General features: G+C 68.4%; 18 protein-coding genes. 8 read left to right on the top strand and 10 right to left on the bottom strand.

The genetic code is table 11. The features are described 5' to 3' along the window. Positions 1 to 10: 10 nt before the first annotated feature. Both E0H73_RS38950 and E0H73_RS38945 read right to left on the bottom strand, forming a co-directional pair. Entirely contained in the window at positions 11 to 1,429 is a 1,419-nt protein-coding gene (locus tag E0H73_RS38950) for a serine hydrolase domain-containing protein (protein ID WP_202867780.1), read from the bottom strand. A gap of 66 nt (positions 1,430 to 1,495) precedes the next feature. Beyond that, positions 1,496 to 2,971 (bottom strand): MFS transporter, encoded by a 1,476-nt coding sequence (locus E0H73_RS38945; protein WP_238164559.1) that lies wholly within the window; start codon positions 2,969 to 2,971, stop codon positions 1,496 to 1,498. Positions 2,972 to 3,055: 84 nt separating this feature from the next. Between E0H73_RS38945 and E0H73_RS38940 the strand changes: the two genes are divergently transcribed. The 3 genes from E0H73_RS38940 to E0H73_RS38930 are packed head-to-tail and all read left to right on the top strand — an operon-like array spanning position 3,056 to position 4,612. Beyond that, on the top strand, positions 3,056 to 3,691 hold the full coding sequence (locus E0H73_RS38940) for a TetR/AcrR family transcriptional regulator (RefSeq protein WP_131365172.1): 636 nt from the start codon (positions 3,056 to 3,058) through the stop codon (positions 3,689 to 3,691). Between the two features lie 5 nt (positions 3,692 to 3,696). Further along, positions 3,697 to 3,993, top strand: a complete 297-nt coding sequence (locus E0H73_RS38935) for a DUF167 domain-containing protein (protein WP_131365171.1) — start codon at positions 3,697 to 3,699, stop codon at positions 3,991 to 3,993. Further along, positions 3,986 to 4,612, top strand: a complete 627-nt coding sequence (locus E0H73_RS38930; protein WP_131365169.1) for a hypothetical protein — start codon at positions 3,986 to 3,988, stop codon at positions 4,610 to 4,612. The genes E0H73_RS38935 and E0H73_RS38930 overlap by 8 nt, the downstream gene beginning before the upstream one ends. On the opposite strand, the gene E0H73_RS38925 is transcribed toward E0H73_RS38930, so the two are convergent. Both E0H73_RS38925 and E0H73_RS38920 read right to left on the bottom strand, forming a co-directional pair. Further along, positions 4,605 to 5,312: a response regulator gene (locus tag E0H73_RS38925; RefSeq protein ID WP_131365168.1), complete on the bottom strand. Its 708-nt coding sequence runs from the start codon at positions 5,310 to 5,312 to the stop codon at positions 4,605 to 4,607. The genes E0H73_RS38930 and E0H73_RS38925 overlap by 8 nt on opposite strands. Then, positions 5,309 to 6,463, bottom strand: coding sequence for a sensor histidine kinase (locus tag E0H73_RS38920; protein WP_131365166.1), 1,155 nt, complete (start codon positions 6,461 to 6,463; stop codon positions 5,309 to 5,311). The genes E0H73_RS38925 and E0H73_RS38920 overlap by 4 nt, the downstream gene beginning before the upstream one ends. Positions 6,464 to 6,634: 171 nt before the next feature. Between E0H73_RS38920 and E0H73_RS38915 the strand changes: the two genes are divergently transcribed. Then, positions 6,635 to 7,318 (top strand): hypothetical protein, encoded by a 684-nt coding sequence (locus tag E0H73_RS38915; RefSeq protein ID WP_131365164.1) that lies wholly within the window; start codon positions 6,635 to 6,637, stop codon positions 7,316 to 7,318. 4 nt (positions 7,319 to 7,322) lie between these two features. Here E0H73_RS38915 and E0H73_RS38910 read toward each other — a convergent pair whose 3' ends face one another. Continuing rightward, positions 7,323 to 7,874, bottom strand: a complete 552-nt coding sequence (locus tag E0H73_RS38910) for a carboxymuconolactone decarboxylase family protein (protein ID WP_165555995.1) — start codon at positions 7,872 to 7,874, stop codon at positions 7,323 to 7,325. A 122-nt stretch (positions 7,875 to 7,996) separates the two neighbouring features. Here E0H73_RS38910 and E0H73_RS38905 point away from each other — a divergent pair, with 122 nt between their 5' ends. Continuing rightward, the gene (locus E0H73_RS38905; RefSeq protein WP_165555994.1) at positions 7,997 to 8,830 is read left to right on the top strand and encodes a helix-turn-helix domain-containing protein; all 834 of its coding nucleotides are present in this window, start codon (positions 7,997 to 7,999) and stop codon (positions 8,828 to 8,830) included. Here the strand turns inward: E0H73_RS38905 and E0H73_RS38900 are convergent. Both E0H73_RS38900 and E0H73_RS38895 read right to left on the bottom strand, forming a co-directional pair. Next, positions 8,812 to 11,778 carry a helix-turn-helix transcriptional regulator gene (locus E0H73_RS38900; protein WP_131365159.1) on the bottom strand — a complete coding sequence of 989 codons (2,967 nt, stop codon included), beginning with the start codon at positions 11,776 to 11,778 and terminating at the stop codon, positions 8,812 to 8,814. The two genes, E0H73_RS38905 and E0H73_RS38900, sit on opposite strands and share 19 nt — an antisense overlap. Positions 11,779 to 11,861: 83 nt before the next feature. Continuing rightward, the gene (locus tag E0H73_RS38895) at positions 11,862 to 12,131 is read right to left on the bottom strand and encodes a hypothetical protein (protein ID WP_131365157.1); all 270 of its coding nucleotides are present in this window, start codon (positions 12,129 to 12,131) and stop codon (positions 11,862 to 11,864) included. Between the two features lie 163 nt (positions 12,132 to 12,294). Between E0H73_RS38895 and E0H73_RS38890 the strand changes: the two genes are divergently transcribed. Together E0H73_RS38890 and E0H73_RS38885 are read left to right on the top strand one after the other, a co-directional pair. Further along, on the top strand, positions 12,295 to 12,678 hold the full coding sequence (locus tag E0H73_RS38890) for a DUF3224 domain-containing protein (RefSeq protein WP_131365156.1): 384 nt from the start codon (positions 12,295 to 12,297) through the stop codon (positions 12,676 to 12,678). 77 nt (positions 12,679 to 12,755) lie between these two features. Then, complete coding sequence (locus tag E0H73_RS38885) at positions 12,756 to 13,769, top strand: serine hydrolase domain-containing protein (RefSeq protein ID WP_131365154.1); 1,014 nt, start codon at positions 12,756 to 12,758, stop codon at positions 13,767 to 13,769. Here the strand turns inward: E0H73_RS38885 and E0H73_RS38880 are convergent. Together E0H73_RS38880 and E0H73_RS38875 are read right to left on the bottom strand one after the other, a co-directional pair. Beyond that, a complete protein-coding gene (locus E0H73_RS38880) occupies positions 13,734 to 14,948 on the bottom strand; it encodes an RNA polymerase sigma factor (RefSeq protein WP_131365152.1) in 1,215 nt (404 codons plus the stop codon). The two genes, E0H73_RS38885 and E0H73_RS38880, sit on opposite strands and share 36 nt — an antisense overlap. After that, the gene (locus E0H73_RS38875) at positions 14,948 to 15,364 is read right to left on the bottom strand and encodes a YciI family protein (RefSeq protein ID WP_131365150.1); all 417 of its coding nucleotides are present in this window, start codon (positions 15,362 to 15,364) and stop codon (positions 14,948 to 14,950) included. The genes E0H73_RS38880 and E0H73_RS38875 overlap by 1 nt, the downstream gene beginning before the upstream one ends. Before the next feature lie 225 nt (positions 15,365 to 15,589). Between E0H73_RS38875 and E0H73_RS38870 the strand changes: the two genes are divergently transcribed. Further along, complete coding sequence (locus E0H73_RS38870; protein WP_337590340.1) at positions 15,590 to 15,967, top strand: winged helix-turn-helix transcriptional regulator; 378 nt, start codon at positions 15,590 to 15,592, stop codon at positions 15,965 to 15,967. A gap of 79 nt (positions 15,968 to 16,046) precedes the next feature. Here the strand turns inward: E0H73_RS38870 and E0H73_RS38865 are convergent, their stop codons facing one another. Continuing rightward, entirely contained in the window at positions 16,047 to 16,994 is a 948-nt protein-coding gene (locus E0H73_RS38865) for an ornithine cyclodeaminase family protein (protein ID WP_131365146.1), read from the bottom strand. Positions 16,995 to 17,037: the final 43 nt, after the last annotated feature.

Raw genomic sequence — 17,037 nt, 5'->3', positions numbered from 1 at the left:
GGTGTGGGATTCAGGATCGGTCGGGGCGGGTTATCAGGGCGCCGCGGAGTTGGTGGAGGAGGTTTGGGCCTACGAGCGGTGGGATGTTCCAGGTGGTGCTGGCGCGACCTGACTCGATTCGGACTCGGACCCTGCTGGGGCTGGTGATGACGTACAGGTCCGCGACGAAGGTTTCGTCGTGCCAGCCGCCGGCCGCCACGATCGGCCGGCCCAGGGGTGAGCTCTCGCGCCACTCGTCGTGGCCTACGGCGACGTCGAATGTGGTGCCCTCGGCTTCGATCCGCAGGGTCCAGCCGCCGGCGCACGGTTGTACGGCGATCGAGGACCCCGGCGGCAGAACGGACTCGTCCACGATTGCCCTGACTTCCGCGTCGGGGCGATGTCGGCCGGAGATCATCGGCAGGGCGAGAGCGCGGAGCCGGGTTGCGAGCCTCTGGTCGCTCGACTCGTTCCCACGCCGGTCCAGGCTCGGCAACAAGCAGTCCCAGACGGCGTCAAGCAGGACCTGCATGTCGGTTGTCGCCGCGGTGATCGCCACGACAACGTCGGATTCGGGCAGGACGAGACAGAACTGACCCATCGCACCGTCGGCGCGATACCCGTGTCGCGACCTCCAGAACTGATAGCCGTACCCGTGCAGCCAGTCCGCCGCACGCGATCCGTCCTCGAACTGCTGGGTCTCGATCTGTCGCCGCGTCGCCAGCTCCACCCACTCCCGGGACACCAACTGCCGGTCGTGCCACCGACCCCCACGGAGCAATAGCTCGCCGAACGCGGCCACCGCTTCGGTGGTCAGATACAAGCCGTGGAAGCCGAATGTTGCGCCACTCCCCACCCGCTCCCACACGGCGCCTCGAATGCCCAGCGGGCCGAACAGCCGCTGCTCCAACAGGTCCGGCACAGTCCGGCCGGTGACGCGCTCCACCATCCGGGCCAGGACGAAGGTGGTCGGGTTGTTGTACGCGTGGCGCGACCCGACCGGTTCCTCCGGGACGATCCGCAGCAGACCACGCACCAGGTCATCCGGCTCGAGTGCCCACGCGTCTTCGAGGACATCCTCCGTGTGCCCGGTCGACATACTCAGCAGGTGATGGACGGTGAGCTGCCCGGCCCACTCCGGCATCGGCTGAGGCACATGGTCGGCGAGGACATCGACCACCCGGTCGCCGAGCGCGAGTCGCCCGTCGTCGATCGCCAGGCCGACCGCGATGCCGACGAACGACTTCGTCATCGAGTACAGCAGGTGCGGACGGTCGGCCGAGTACGGCGCCCACCAGCCCTCCGCGACGACCTGACCGTGCCGCACCACGACGATCGAATGACACTCGATCGACCGCTCCTCCAACCGGTCCAGCAAGTCCGTCAGACCCCCGGCGTCAATCCCTTGCGAGGACGGCGTCGCTCGCGGCAACAGTCGATCCGAACGCATAGTCCCCGATTGTCGCCCGCGCCCGCCCCCGGCCACCGCTTTCTGCGAGGCCGAGGGCGACGGGCATCAGTGCTCTACGCCGGTGCGGGCAGTCTTGGGGAGGAGGAAGCCGACCGCGAAGGCGAGTGCGATCCCGCCGACGGTTGCCAGTAGGGCCGTCTGGGTGCCGTCGAGGGCGGCCGCGGAGCGGGTCGCGGGCTCGGCGTCGGCGACCTTGCCCATGAAGATGGTCCCGATCACCGCGATGCCGAGCGCGATCCCGACCTGCTCGAGCGAACCCAGCATGCCCGTGGCCGAGCCGACCTCCTTGTCGCGGACGCCGCCCAGGATGATGTCGAACAGCGGGACGAAGACCATGCCCATCCCGGCCCCGCCGATCAGGTTGGGGGCCACCAGGTCCCAGTGCCCGACGTTCAGTCCGGTCAGCGCCAGTACGCCGTACAGGCCGGTGAGACCGATCGCCATCAGCGCGAGGCCGATGTGCAGCAGCTTGCGGCCGTACTTCTGCATCGCCATCCCGGAGACCGCCGAGCCGATCAGCGCCCCGAACGCCCACGGCGCCATCGCCAGGCTGGCGTGGATCGGGGTGTAGCCAAGGCCGACCTGGAGGAACATGCCCAGGACGAACGTGCCGGCCATCGCACCGAAGAAGACGACCGCGAACAGTACGCCGGACAGGTACGAGCGGCTCCGCAGCAGCCGCGGCTCGATCAGCGGGGTCGCGCCGCTGCGCTGCCGGCGGGACTGGTACGCACCGAACCCGGCGAGCACCGGCACCGAGGCGACCAGCAGAGCCTTCGACCACAGCGGCCAGCCGATCTCGTGCCCCTGCACCAGCGGGTAGACCAGGGCAACCAAGCCGGCCCCGGCGATCAGCAGCCCGGGAATGTCCAGCGAGATCTTGCCGTCGGCGGGCCTGGTGTTCGGCAGGCACTTCGCCGCGACGACGAAGGTGAAGATGCCGACCGGGATGTTCACCAGGAAGATCGCTCGCCAGCCGGTCCCGAGCAGATCCGCGTCGAGCAGCGTGCCGCCGATGATCGGACCGACCACCGCTGACAGACCCATCACCGGACCGAAGAATCCGAACGCCTTGGCTCGCTCGTCCGGATCGAACAGGTCTCGGGCCAGTCCGAAGCCCTGCGGCAACATGATGGCGGCGAACGCGCCCTGGACGACGCGCGCGGCGATCAGCATCTCCGACGACACCGCGAGGCCGCACAGGAACGAGATCACGGTGAACCCGCCGACACCGATGAGCAGCGCCTGCTTCCGGCCGACCATGTCACCGAGGCGGCCGCCGACGAGGAGCAGGACGGCCAGGGCCATCGTGTAGCCGGCGGCCATCCACTGGAGGCTCGCGTAGGAGCCGCCGAGGTCGGCGCGGATGCCGGGGGCGGCGACGTTCATCACGGTCGAATCGAGGAGGTCCATCACCGACGCGGTGATGACCGCGGAGAAGGCGAGCCAGCGCCGGGCGCGCGGGGCGGTCTCGACTGCTGCTGTGCTGCTGCTGGGGAGTACTGCGATTGCGGTCATCATCGGCTCCAGCTTCAAACGGAACGAACTGTTCTGTTCCAACTCTAGCGGAACGGAGCATTCCGTTCAAGTGGTAACCTTGGTGACATGACGAAAGCTCTCAGCGGCCGGCAGGCCCAGGCGGCCCGCAACGACGAGGTGATCCTGGGCGCGGCCCGGGCGGTGTTCATCGCCGATCCCGGTGCCCCGATTTCTGCAGTCGCGGAGCGTGCCGGGGTCGGTATCAGCGCGCTCTACCGGCGCTACGCGAGCAAGGAGGAGCTGCTTCGCAAGCTCTGCAGCGACGGACTGGCGCGGTACATCGAGGAGTCGGAGAAGGCTCTTGCCGACGACCGAGAGCCATGGGTCGCATTCGGAGGGTTCCTGCACGCGCTGGTCGACGCCGACACCAACTCACTGACCCAGCGGCTGGCGGGGACGTTCACCCCGACGCCCGACCTCTGGCAGGACGCCGCCCGGGCCGCTGAGCTGAACCAGGCGATCTACACCCGGACGAAGGAGCACTTCCGGCCGGGGATCGTGGTCGAGGACTTCGGGGTGATCCTGGAGCAGATCACGTCGATCAAGTTCGGCGACGAGGCCCGGACGAACCAGCTCCGGCACCGCTACCTCACCCTCATGCTGGAGGCGATGCACCGTTCCGGAGAACAACCGGGCGGCGCGCCGGAACTCCCAGGACCGCCTCCTACCAACGACGAACTGACCAACCGCTGGCGCGCCTGAACAGCATGAGAATTCTGTTGCGGGTCAAGGCGGGCGCCTCGCGGACCGCCGTCGGTGGCCGGTACGACGGTCCGGCCGGCCCGGCCCTGGTGGTCGCGGTGGCGGCCCGTGCGGTGGAAGGTCAGGCGACGAAGGCGGGCCTGGAGGCGATCGCGGCGGCGTTCGGCGTACGACGTACTGCCGTGACACTTGTGCGAGGCGCGACCAGCCGGGACAAGCTGGTCGAGGTCGAGGGCGATGACACCGAGATTCGGTCCAGACTCGAGGGGCTCCTCGGCCGGTTGGGGGATCGCGATGCCTGATGTGTTGAGCGTGCTGGCCGGCCAGCAGTACGAGTGGGACAAGTACGACGTACTGCGGCTGGACGAGCGCTATCGGACGCGGCATCTCCCGCTACTCACCGACCGGCCTCGCGATCAGCTCGGGCCGGATCCCGGGCCGGGTGAGTTCTGGCCGCCCGCGCGCTCATTGGTCGTCCCACTACCGGACCCGCGCCCGGAGCCGTTCCTGTCGGCGCTGGCTGATTCCAGTCTGGCCGAGCTGGTGTGGTGGCGAGGACTCGAGCTGAGAGCCGACCGGGTCCACGCGACACTCGTCCACGGCAGTGACGAACCACGAACCCTCGACGTACCGATCGATCTCGTCATCCGCGGACCGTGGATCGGCCAGTTCAACACCGGCCGCATCTACCTTCCGGTCGAGCCGGCCAACGAACAAGCCGCCCTAGCGCTCGCCGCCGACCGGCCGCTGCTGGCGGGCTACCTCCAGCTGACCTCAGACGTCACCGGCAAGGCGTACGCCGAACTCCGCCACCTCGTGGCAACCTTCCAACCCCTGCGAATCCCGGTCCGCGTCACCCACCTGCGCGTCCTGGAAACAATGGACGACCTCGCCCTGAGATCCCGCGTCCTGACTAGCTGAGCCGGGTGACCAATCCGGCTTCGTAGGCGTAGATGACGGCCTGCACCCGGTCGCGCAGGCCGAGTTTCATCAAGACGTGCCCGACGTGGGTCTTCACCGTTGTTTCCGACACGAACAGGGTCGCGGCGATCTCGGAGTTCGTCAGTCCGCGGGCCAGGTGTCGCAGCGTTTCCTGTTCTCGAGCGGTGAGCGTCTCATACCGGGCGAGCCCGGCGGCATCGGTCGTCCGCGGTTGCTGAAGGAACGACTCGATCATTCGGCGGGTCACGGACGGAGCGAGCAGGGATTCACCGGTGTGCACGGCGCGGATTCCTGCGACCAGCAGTTCGGGCCGCGCGTCCTTGATCAGGAATCCACTCGCTCCGGCCCGGAGCGCGTCGAAGACGTATTGGTCGGTGTCGAAGGTCGTCAGCATGATGACCCGCGATCGGCTGGTGGGGTCGGCCAGTAGGCGGCGAGTGGCCTCGATGCCATCCATGGTGGGCATCCGTACGTCCATCAGCACGATGTCGGGGCGCAGCTGTGCGGCCAGCTCGAGCGCCTGGGCGCCGTCGGCAGCCTCGCCGACAATGGTGATGTCCGGCTCGATTTCGAGGATCATGCGGAACCCGGCCCGAACCAGCGCCTGGTCGTCGACGATCAGCGCGCCGATGGTGCCGGCAGCACGCGAGTCTGTTGATGGAGATACCGAGTGGCTCATGTCGGCTCCAACGGCAGCATGGCGACCAACTCGAAGCCACCCTCCGGCCGGGTCTGCGCGACGAGCGAGCCGCCGTAGATCGCGACCCGCTCGCGCAGACCGAGCAGGCCGTTGCCGGCCTCGCGATGCTGGGCTTGGGCCGGCCGTGATGGCTGGCCGTCGTCGCGCACTGCGAGCTGGAGCCGGTCCAGTCCGTAGTCGATCATCACCTCGGCGCGGTGCGGATTCTGTGCGTGCCGGAAGGTGTTGGTCAGCCCCTCCTGCACGAGCCGGTATGCCGTCAGGTCCAGCCCCGGCGCGAGGCTCCGGGCCTCCCCTGTGACCAGGAGCTCGACGGGCAGCCCGGCAGAGCGGAACTTGCCGACGAGCCGGTCGAGTTGATCCAGCCCAGGGACCGGCTCGCGTTCCTGGTCGGCGGAGGTGTCCTCGCCGTGGCGGAGCACTCCGACCATCCGCCGCATCTCGGCGAGCGCCTCGCGCCCAACCGCCTCCACGGTTTCGAGCGCCTCGCGCTCGGCCACCTGCTCGTCGGTGAGCCGGCGCCGTACCGCCGAGGCCTGAACAGTCATGACGCTCACGCTGTGCCCGATGACGTCGTGCAGCTCGCGTGCGATCCGGTTGCGCTCCTCGGCCACGGCTCTCGACGCGGCCTGCGCGCGGGTCACTCGCCGCTGTTCGCGGTAGAGCAGCGTCATGCGCACCAGCGCGCCAACCAGCCAGGCGATCACCCACGGCGCGAGCCAGACGACCGCGTCGAAGCGTTCGGCGAGATCGTCGTTCAGCGGATCGAAGCCCGCCCAGCTGACCCACAGGGCAACGCCGAGCACGAGTCCGAGCACCGCCCGCCGCGCCTCGACGTACCGTCCGACGCTGTAGATCGCGACCAGCGACGCCAGCGCGACCCCGTCTCCCTCCGGCGAGCCGAACAGGGCGAACTCCGCCGCCGAGACCGCCACCACAGCTACTAGGACAGTGAGGGGGCGTACGCGACGAACTACGAGAAGTAGTGCCGTAACGGCATACAGCAGCGACTGCGCCCACAGCGGCCCCTGCCGGTGCGTGGCCCCGATCCCCCACCACGCCTCGAGCTGGCCCAGCAGGCCGACCACTGCCGCGACGGCGACATCGAAGACCCAGTTACGGCGGCTCACATCTCGGACGGTACGCCGCCGAGACCCCGCCGGCCTCCTCCCCGAGAACGAGCTGGGAATCCTGCTGTGGTTCCACGTCGGTCCTGCGCGCGCACGACGACGGCACGCGGCTCTGGTCCATACCTTCGCAGCAAGGACCGGGCAGACCGGTCATCAGACAAGGAGACGGACATGCGACATCACACAGGGACCGACCTCACGCCGGCGACGGCGCGGCGCATCAGTGTCGCCGCCTGGGCGATGGCGGCATTCGGCACCGTCGCCGGCGAACTGCATGCGCTGGCTCGGATCAACAGCCATCCTGGGGATCTTGAACTGCCGCTCACCCGCGCCTGGGCCGTACCGGCGATCGGCGCGCTCCGACCGCTGCTCGATTGGGCAGACCCGTACTACGTCTATTGGACCTACGGAAAGATCTGGCTGCCGATCTGCCTGGCCTTCGCCGCCGCGGCTTACCTGGTTTACCGTCGCCGCCAACCGCAAGGCGTCGAGAAGTGGCTCTGGCGGATCCAACTCGCGGCGTACGCACTCCTGACCCTGTCGGTCGCCGGCGACTACTACACGCCGTGGACCGAGCAAATGTTCGTCGTCGGACTGGTGGCCTTCGCGCTCATCGGTGTCGGCGGCATCGCCCTGGGAATCACACTGCTGCGCAGGAGTTTTCGGCCCCGCACCACGGCCTGGCTGCTGATCGCGTTCCTGCCATTCTTCTTCGCGATCACCGACGTCACGTCGATGGGCAACGCGCTACTGCCGCTGATGTGGGGCTGGGCGCTGGCCGCACACCGGTTCGTGCACAGCCGACACGATCAGCCGCATCTGGCCACCACATCTGGACCCGTGCCGGCGAACTGAGTCTCTACGGTGCCGACCAGGTTGCCGGGCGCAACGGTTGGTCGAGGGCGACTCGGCCGGCGAGGTTGTCCAGGGTGCCGACCAGGCCGGCAAAGGTGCTTTCGGCGACGATCTCCAGCACATCCGTGTCAGACAGGCCGGCTTCGGTCGTACGCCGAACGGTGCCCTCAGCAACCTTTCCTCGGGTGAGCACGAGCTCGCGTGCGAGTGCGTAGACGGCCGCCGCAGTGGCATCCGCGGGCTCGTCTCCGGCGCGCATCCGCTCGAGGTCTTCCGGTGTGGCGCCGAGGGCCGTGAGTACGGTGCTGTGGAACGCAACGCCGTACCGGTTGTCGACCGCAACGCCGACGGCAAGGCCGGCCGTCTCTCGCAGCACCGGGTCGAGCGCTCCGCCGGCGACCGCTCGCCGCAGCCCGTCGAACCCGGCCAGCAGCGCGGGTGATGTGGCCGTCGCGGCCGCCAGGTTCGGCACGAAACCGAGGTCCTCGGCGATGCCTTCCAGGAGCGCCTTCGACTCGGCGGGCGCCGTACTCGTGGTGTGAACAGTCAGATCCATCATTCTCTCCTTGCGGCCGACGGGCGCGGCCGTGTCAGGACAGCGTGCTGCGCGGCGGTGTGGTGGCGCGATTCCCTCGTGGGGAAGGGAATCGCCGCGTTGCGGCGCCTATCCTGGGCCGCATGCGGGCAGCACCGGCGGAGGCCGAGTTCGGCGACTTGTTGCGGCACTGGCGATCGGTACGGCGGTTCAGCCAGCTGGACCTCGCCTCGGCCGCCGGGTCGACACCGCGGTACGTGAGCTTCGTCGAGACCGGACGGTCCCAGCCGAGCCGGGAGATGGTGGTGCGGCTGGCGCAGGCCCTCGACGTACCGCTGCGGGAACGGAACGGACTGCTGCTCGCCGCCGGGTTCGCCCCGCTCTACCCGACGGCTGCGCTCGGCAGCGCACAGCTCGCCCGGGTGGAGGAGGCGCTGGCGTCGATGCTCGAGCAGCACGAGCCCTACCCGGCTGTCGTGATGGACCGCGGCTGGAACGTACTGCGGGCGAACCGCGGCGCCTCGCACCTGTTCGGCACCCTGCTCGCCCCTGACCCACTACCGGACCCGACGAACGTGCTGCGGCTGATGATCGAGCCCGGCCCTGTCCGCGCGGCCGTGCTCAACTGGTCCTCGGTCGCCCCGGCCCTGCTCGAACGCGCCGCCCGCGAGGCCGTTGGCGGCGTCTTCGACCGAGACACCGCCGAGCTCGTACGCCGCCTACGCTCCCGCCCAGACGTCAGCGCCGTACTCGCCGGGCAATCCGTCACCGCACCATCTGTCCCCGTGCTCGACGTACAGTTCGCCCTCGGCGACCAGGTGGTCGACCTGTTCTCCGTCGTCTCCACCATCGGCACCCCAGTCGACGTCACCGCCCAGGAACTCCGCGTCGAAGCCTTCTTCCCCGCAAACCAACCCACCCGAGCCACCTGGCACCGGCTGACCGCAGCGGGGCACCCTCAGCGAGGGAGAGTTTGATTTAGCCGCAAGGCGAGCGCTGCGACTTGGCGCCGCGAGGTCGTTCCGGTCTTCCGGAGCACGTGCGAGACGTGTGTGCTGACTGTCTTCTCACTGATGAACAAAGCCGTCGCGATCTCGGGGTAGGTGCGACCCGCGACCAGGTAGGACAGCACCTCCTGCTCCCGGCTGGTCAACGAGTCGAAGGGCGATGGTTCGGACGCCGACGGCAGCAACGGCTGTGGCTCGTCGAGCGGGATGGCGGCGAGGGTGGCCAGCTCTTCCAGTCGTTGCCGCAGCGGAAGCGCCCCAAGATCCATTGCGAGGCGGTGTGCTGTCCGAAGCGATCCGGCGGCGATCCGGCGACTGTCGCCTTGGTCAAGCAAGGCTGCGGCCCAGCGCCAGGTCGCGACCATTTGCTGCCATTTCATCCCGGCGGCCGCGCAGCAATCGACAGCTTCGGCCCAGAGGTCGGAGGTGGGGGCGTCGGCGTGGCAGCGCGCGGATTCCGCGACGTAGAGTGCCTTCATCGCGGGCTGTATCGGGTCGTCCGTCACGAGGACCTCGAAGGGCGGATAGGCGATGCTGTCGCGTATCCGGACGAGGTCGTCGAGCCGGGCCTGAGCGGCCTTCTCCCCCGTCGTGTCGCGGTGGTCCCTGGCGTGCTGCGCGAGGTCGGCCGCGGCTCGTGCACCCCACATCAGCATCCTGTCGTTGACGCGGGGATCGACGGAGTGGGGGATCATCGTGCGTTCGAGCAGGTCGAGGGCGGCAGCGGGTCGGCCGGTCGCGAGCAGGTACTCCGACAAGATCGGGGGTGCCTCCAGCCCGGGACGATCCTCGAGGGACGGGATCAGCTCTTTCGCCCGCTGCAGATGGATCCGCGCCAACTCCACGTCGCCTCGCCGTACGGCCAGCACTGAAGCGTTGAGACGAACCTTCGCGGCCCCGTTCGGCGGGCCCGTGAGGGACAGGCATTCTCGGAGTACGACGGAAGCCTCGGTCAGCTCCGCCATCTCCATCAGCCATCGGGAGGCCGAGCCACCGAGGTAGACGGCATCACCCGTTGCGCCGGCCTCAAGCATCTGGTGGAACCCGGTCAGCTCCGCCTGGCAACTCTCGAGGTCGCGCCCGCGGTAAAGCAGGTAGTTGGATCTGCTCAAGCTCCCCTTGCCGATCAGCGATGGGTCGCCTGTCAGCAGGGCGAACCGTAGAGCTTCTGCACTGTCCCGATCGGACTGTTTCTCGCGCGAGTAGGCGAAGGCTCGGGCGTCGTACGCCATCGCCAGCGCTTCGACGGCTTCCGAGCGCTGTGCGACCCGAACCGCTTCGTCAGTGTGCCGCTGTGCCGAGTCGAGGTCGCCCACCCAGGCTTCGCTGTCGCCGAGGTTGGCCAGGGCCATCGCGTACTCCGGGCTGTCGGGGAACTCCCGGCTCAGCTCGACGGCACGGCGCGCCTCGGCGAGCGGCTCTGCGGCGATGTTGCCTGTCTCCCAGGCTTTGTCGGCCGACTCGATGAGCACACGGCTTGCGCGCAGCGGATCGGCAGCCGGATCCACCAACTGACGTGCACGAGACCACGCCGCGTAACTCGCGTCAGTCTCGCCGACCTGACTCGTGGTCCGGCCGACTCGCTCGAGCAGGTCGACCTCGGCATCGGCATCGCTGCCCTCGGGGTGCACGGCGGGCCACAGCCGAGCGGCGCGACGCAGGTGCACCGCTTCCTCCCGGATCGCCTTGATCCTCTTCGCGAGGTCGGCCGCGCGCAGCGAGGCTTCGAGGCACGCCGGCAGGTCGTGCGCGCCCTCGTAGTGCAGGGCCAGGTCGCCCTGCCACCGCACTTCGTCGATTCCGGCAGCAGTCTCGGTCTGTAGGGTCTTCGCCCACGCCGCGTGGTACGGCGCTGCCTCGCCGGGAACGAACGTGGCATAGAGGACCTCGGCGAGTAGGGGATGCCGGAACCAACAGGTGGCCGAGTCGAGAGCGACTACGATGCCCCGCGTGGTGGCCTCGACGAGCGCGGCGCTGAGCGCCTCCGGGCCGATCCCGAACGCGGTGGCGACCAGGGTCAAGTCGTCGACGCCACTGGGCCGCCCCGCGACGGCGAGAATCCTGACCAGTTCGCGAGCAGGCGTCGAGAGCCGGTGCCAGGCCGCGAGCAGCGCGCCGGCGAGCTCGGCGGGCAGGTCGGTGGGCAGCTCCGGCGTGCTCGCAGGCAGACCTTGGACGAGGAGTTCGCTCAGATAGGGATTCCCGTCGGAGCGCTGGACCACAGCGTCCGTCAAGCGTTGCTCGGGCCGGCCACCCATGATGAGGGTCAGTTGCTGCTCGGTCTCGTCCCTGGTCAGACGTTGCAGCCGAATGTCTCTGACCAGCGGCAGCCGGCGCAGGTCGGCAAGCCAACTGTGCATCGGGTCTCCGACGGCGAGTTCCTCGTCGCGGTAGGTGGTGATGACTGCCAGCCGCTGGGCCCGGAATCCGTTGATGAGATAGGCCAAGGCATCGCGTGAGGCAACGTCTGCCCATTGAACGTCGTCAACCACCAGCACTGTCGGCTGGTGCGATGCGATGGCAGTCACCAATCCATCCAGCACCGTCAGCAGCCGCACCGGGCTCTGCGCGCCGCCGCCGCCGAGAGACGGCAGGAGTTCCCCGGCACCCGGCACGGCGTCCAGAACCTCGGCAACCACAGCGGGTGAAGCCGCCTCAAGCCAACCCTGCAGCGCACTGAACAGCGGAACATAAGGTGAATCGATCGCCCCGAAGCGCACACAGCGCCCCCACAGCACGGTGACACCGCTCGCCAGATCACAAGCTGTCGAAACCAGCCGTGTCTTACCCACCCCCGCCTCGCCGTGCACAAATGCCGCGGCGGGTTCGTTCTGTGCCGCCCCCTGGATCACCGCGGAGAGGTTCGCCAACTCCTCGACCCGCCCGGCAATACGCGGCGACCGCGACGCGACCCCCATCCCCCCAGTCTCCCCGCCGCACACCGTCCTGTCTGCAGCGGGTGAGCCTCAGCCGCCGCTCTGGCAGAGCGGCGGCTGCGGGATCAGTGCGCTCCAGCCGGGTAGCGGCGCCGGTAGGCCCACAGCGTCGCCATGGCGACAGCAGCCCCACCGATGGCACCAACACCTGTTTGAACGGCTTCAGCGAGGTTGTCGTCGACCCTGATCGTCGGTCCTGGCTCATGAACGACCACGACACTTCCGGAGTAGCTCTCCTCGGGGTAAATCACTCGCGCCGAGGCTTGGGCGGAGCCGGCCAGAACGAATCCGCACGCCAGAACGGGAAGGGCGGCGAGGGCGTAGATGTGCTTCATGGTTCCTCCTCACGGCGACGCTCGCCGTCTTCCTTCACCGTGCGGCCGAGCGCCGGAACGCCACATCAGGCGAACCCCCTGAGATCAACGGCTGAGACCCCTTAGTCGTCAGAGCAGGCAGCGAGGTGCTCGCCTGCATCCGGTGGCTGACTAGTGTCGGGGCATGAGTTCACAGACCATTGAGGCCAAGTTTGAGATTGTCGACTGGACGGAGACGCCGTACGACGAGCCTGCCGAGGGGCCGAAGTTGGTTCGGATCACGATCAGCAAGCGGTACTCCGGTGCCATCGAGGGGACCGGAGTTGCCGAGGTCCTGGCTGTTCGCGGCGCCGAGGGCAACGGCTTTCTCGCGTCCGAGCGGGTGGTCGGCAGCTTGAACGGGAGAACGGGAAGCTTCGTGATCCAGCACGGCGGACTGGCCGACGGGGACCATCACTCGACGTTCGGAACGATCGTGCCGCATTCCGGGACGGGCGACCTGGCCGGCATCACCGGCCACGCGACCGAGGCGACCCAGGGCGTTCTGACCCTCGAGTACGACAACTGATCGAGCGTTGCGCGTGGCTCACGGCGTACAGGCAGGCAGCGACCCGGAAATTGCGCCGGTTGGGTTAGTGTGCGGCCATGGCGCAGGGGGAGATTGACAAGATTGCTGAGGAGACCGGGTTTTCCGGTGTGGTCTGGGTTGACCGGGGCGGCGAGGTTGAGTTCGCAAAGGCCTATGGGCTGGCCAATCGCGCCTACCAGGTTCCGAACTCGCTGGACACCAGATTCGGCATCGCCAGCGGCAGCAAAGGTTTCACCGCCCTGGCCGTGCTTTCGCTGGTGCAGGACGGTGCGCTGGAGCTGAGCACCACCGCCCGATCCCTGCTCGGCAACGATCTTCCGTTGATCGCGGACGACGTGACCGTCGAACATCTCCTCACGCACACCTCCGGCATCGGTGACTATCTGGACGAAGAGGCCGACACCGAGATCACCGACTACTTTGTCGGCGCGGCGCACGAGCTGACGACCACGGAGGCTTTCCTGCCCCTGCTGGACGGACATCCCACCAAGTTCCGCGCCGGTGAGCGGTTCGCCTACTGCAACGGTGGTTTCGTGGTCCTTGCCCTGCTGGCGGAGCGGGCCAGCGGCGTCGGCTACCACGATCTGGTCCGGGAGCGCGTGCTCCGCCCCGCCGGCATGACCAGGACCGGCTTCCTCCGCTCCGACGAGCTGCCCGCCGACGCGGCCGTGGGCTACCTGCCGTTGGACGGAGTCGACCGTTCCAACGTCTTCCACCTACCGGTGCTGGCCACCGGCGACGGTGGCATCCACACCACCGCCGCCGACATGTCCACCTTCTGGCGCGCGCTGTTCGCCGGCGACATCGTGGATTCCGTCGAAGAGGTCGTCCGGCCGCGTCGCGACGTACCCGAGAAATCCAGGCGTTACGGCCTCGGCTTCTGGCTGCACGAGAGCACCGACACTGTGATGCTGACCGGGTACGACGCAGGCGCGTCGTTCAAGTCCGCGCACGACCCACACACCGGCACCACCTGGACCGTGCTGTCGAACACCTCCCCCGGCGCCTGGCCGATCGCTCTCACACTGGAGACGTCAGTCCAGCGCAGCGGCCTTGCGGAGCAGGACTGAGCGTTCGCGCTGGTTGGTGCACAGCCGGGCCGCCAGCTCCAGCTCGGCGCGGGCCTCCGGTCGCCGACCGAGGCGGGTCAGCAGCTCACCGCGTACGGTCGGAACCAGATGCGAACCGGGCAGCCGGTCCGACGCGATCAGCTCATCCACGATGGCCAGGGCGTGTGCCGGACCCGAGGCCATGGCCACGGCGACGGCCCGGTTGAGCTCGACCACCGGCGACGGCGCGACCCGGCCGAGCGCCTCGTAGAGCACCACGATCCGGTCCCAGTCGGTTGCCTCCACCGACGGAGCCGACGCGTGAACGGCGGCGATCGCAGCCTGCAGGCCGTACGGACCGAGCCCGCGAACCGATGCCTTGGCCAGCGCGGCCAGCCCACGCTGGACCGCCGAGAAGTCCCAACGCTGCCGGTCCTGGTCGGCCAGCAAGATCGGCGTACCATCCGGCCCGGTCCGAGCAGGGAACCGCGCTGCCGTCAGCTCGCACAGCGCGAGCAGACCGTGTACCTCCGGCTCGTCCGGCTGCAGCGCGGCCAGAGTTCGCGCCAATCGGATCGCCTCGTACGCCGCGTCAGGACGTAGTAGCTGGTCTCCCGACGTGGCCGTCGACCCCTCGGTGAAGATCACATACACGACGCTGAGTACGCCGCCCAGCCGTTCGCGGCGCTCATCGGCCGGCGGCAACTCGAACGGCACCCCGGCCGCCGCGATCGTCTTCTTCGCCCGGGTGATGCGGGCCTGCACAGTCGGTATAGGTACCAGGAACGCCCGGGCGATCTGTTCAGTGGACAGACCGGCGACCACGCGCAGGGTCAGCGCCACCCGGGCCTCGCGGGAGAGCACCGGGTGGCAGCTGATGAACATCAGCGCCAGGATGTCGTCGTCGATCCGGTCGGGATCGATCTCCTCGTCGACCACCGGGTCAGCCGCAAGCACGGCGTACCGGTCCTTCAGAGCGGTACGGCGGCGGATCGCGTCGATCGCCCGCCGCCGGGCCGTGGCCATCAGCCAGCCGGCCGGATCGACCGGAGGGGTGCGCGGCCACGACACCAGCGCCTCGGCCACCGCCTCCTGGGCGGCATCCTCGGCCAGGCCGAAATCGCCGGTGAACCGGGTCAGCGCGGCGACGATCCGCGCCGACTCGATCCGCCAGACAGCCTCGACCTCGGCCGCACTCATCAGCTCTGGCCGTCGCTCTCGCGCGAGGCCCCTTCCTTGACGAACTCCCCGCTGTCCTGCGGGACCTCGTCCTCCCCCGGCACCCGCCGTACCTCGATCTTGGACCCGCGGGCCGCCGGAACCCGCTTGGCCCACTCGACCGCCTCCTCCTTCGAGGCGACATCGAGCAGGAAGAAGCCTCCGAACAGTTCCTTGGTCTCCCCGTACGGCCCGTCCGTGACCACCGGGGCCTCACCGCTGAAGTCGACCACGACGCCGAGGCTCGGATCGTCCAGCCCTTCGGCCGCGACGTAGACGCCGGCCTTGAACATGTCCTCGATGAACTGGCGGGTCGTGGTCATCATCTCGTCGATGTTGGCCATCATCGCCGCGTTCGACTCGTCGGTGCCCCGCATGATCAGCATGTACTTCGGCATCGCGCTCTCCTCGTCCGCCGGGACCGCCTCTCGGCCCTCACGCACCCACTGGTCGAACGAGCGCCCCGCAGATCGACACGCCCCCGAAGAAATCTCCCCGCGACCCAGCCGCATCCGCCCGACCCGCGCCGCTGGTAGCGTATGCCGCTTCGGTAATCGAAGCAAGGAGGTCCGCCATGCCGCGACAGTCGTCGACGGCGCCCGCTCGCGCCGTAGTGGTGAACAATGGTCTCGCAGGGCCCTCGTACCTCAGAAGGGAAACGAATGCCACCCACACCGCTGCCGGGCCGTCCGGCGCGTGGCTCACGCACGGGCCGGCCGATCATGGCCCTGCTCGACCTGCTCGGGCGCCGGTGGACGCTCCGCGTGATGTGGGAACTTCGGGACTCGACCCCGCAGACGTTCCGGGGACTCCAGTCCCGCTGCGGCGACATCTCCTCCAGCGTGCTCACCACGCGCCTGCGTGACCTTGATGAAGCCGGGCTGATCACCCACTTGGGAGAGGGCTATCTCCTCACGAGCCAGGGCAGATCGCTACTGGGGCATCTGCTCCCGCTCGATGCGTGGGCAACGAGATGGGCAGCGAACACTCGCCGTCGATGACCCGCGTTCCACTACTCGCCATCGTCGCAGGTCGGGTCTGGACTCGCCCGCAATGTTGGTCTCCGGGACGATGTGTTGATCAGGTGAGGAAGTCGAATCTCTGCCCGACGTCTGTCTGCACAGCTCGCTGGTAGGCGATCCAGGACAGAGCGAGATCCTGCCAGGGAAGGCCAACCGGGGTATACACGGTGACCTCGGCTTCCGAAGTCCGCCCGGCGTCGCGACCCGCCAGGATCTCTCCGAGCTCACCGGCGGCATCCGCCTCGCAGAGCCCGGCGGTGCCCAAGGCTCCAGAGCTGACAGCGAGCCGGGTGTCGTCGACGACGATGTGCGCGGATCTGAGCAACTCGGCGGAGAGTTCCGCCTTGCCTGGCTCGTCAGCGCCCAGGGAGGTGATGTGCGTCCCCGGGTCCACGTCCCCGACATCGAGCAGGGGGTCGCGCGACCAGGTGGCGAGAATGACAATGTCCGCCTCGCGCGCCGCAGTCCGGGCATCCGCGGCAATCTCCACCAGCCGACCAGTTCCGTGCCGCTCCGCAAAGGAACGTGCACGTACTGGATCGAGATCACAAACCACGAGCCGATGGATCGGGCGAAGTGCGGTGAGACCACGGAGCACCAGTTCGGCCTGCGCCCCGGCGCCAATGACCGCAAGCGATCCGGCACTCGCGCGTGCCAACACGTCGGTGCCGATGGCAGCAGCCAGCCCTGTTCGCCAAGCGGTCACGGTCGCGGAGTCCAGCACGGCCAGGAGCTCTCCGTTGGCTGCGTCGTGCAGGCAGACGACCCCCCGAAGCGCCGGCCGTGCAGCAGGGAATTTCGCATTGGTCTTCACCGTGTAGGCAGGAATATTCGTGACCAACCCAGGAATGAGGACTGTCGCCGTACCAGGCCCGGGCAGTCCGCTACGGACTCGTTGGGCGTCAACAACGGCCGGCGCTTCGAGGAAGCCGTTGCGCAGTCCCTGAATGCACGTGTCCACGTCGAGCAGGGAGATCAGATCTGAGCGAGAGAGCAACACCGTCACCCGGCCATCGTAGGAGGAATCGTGATCCGCAACGGCACAACGA

The organism is Kribbella pittospori (genome assembly GCF_004331465.1).
GTDB lineage: Bacteria > Actinomycetota > Actinomycetes > Propionibacteriales > Kribbellaceae > Kribbella > Kribbella pittospori.
This window is presented reverse-complemented; position numbering and strand designations above follow the sequence as displayed.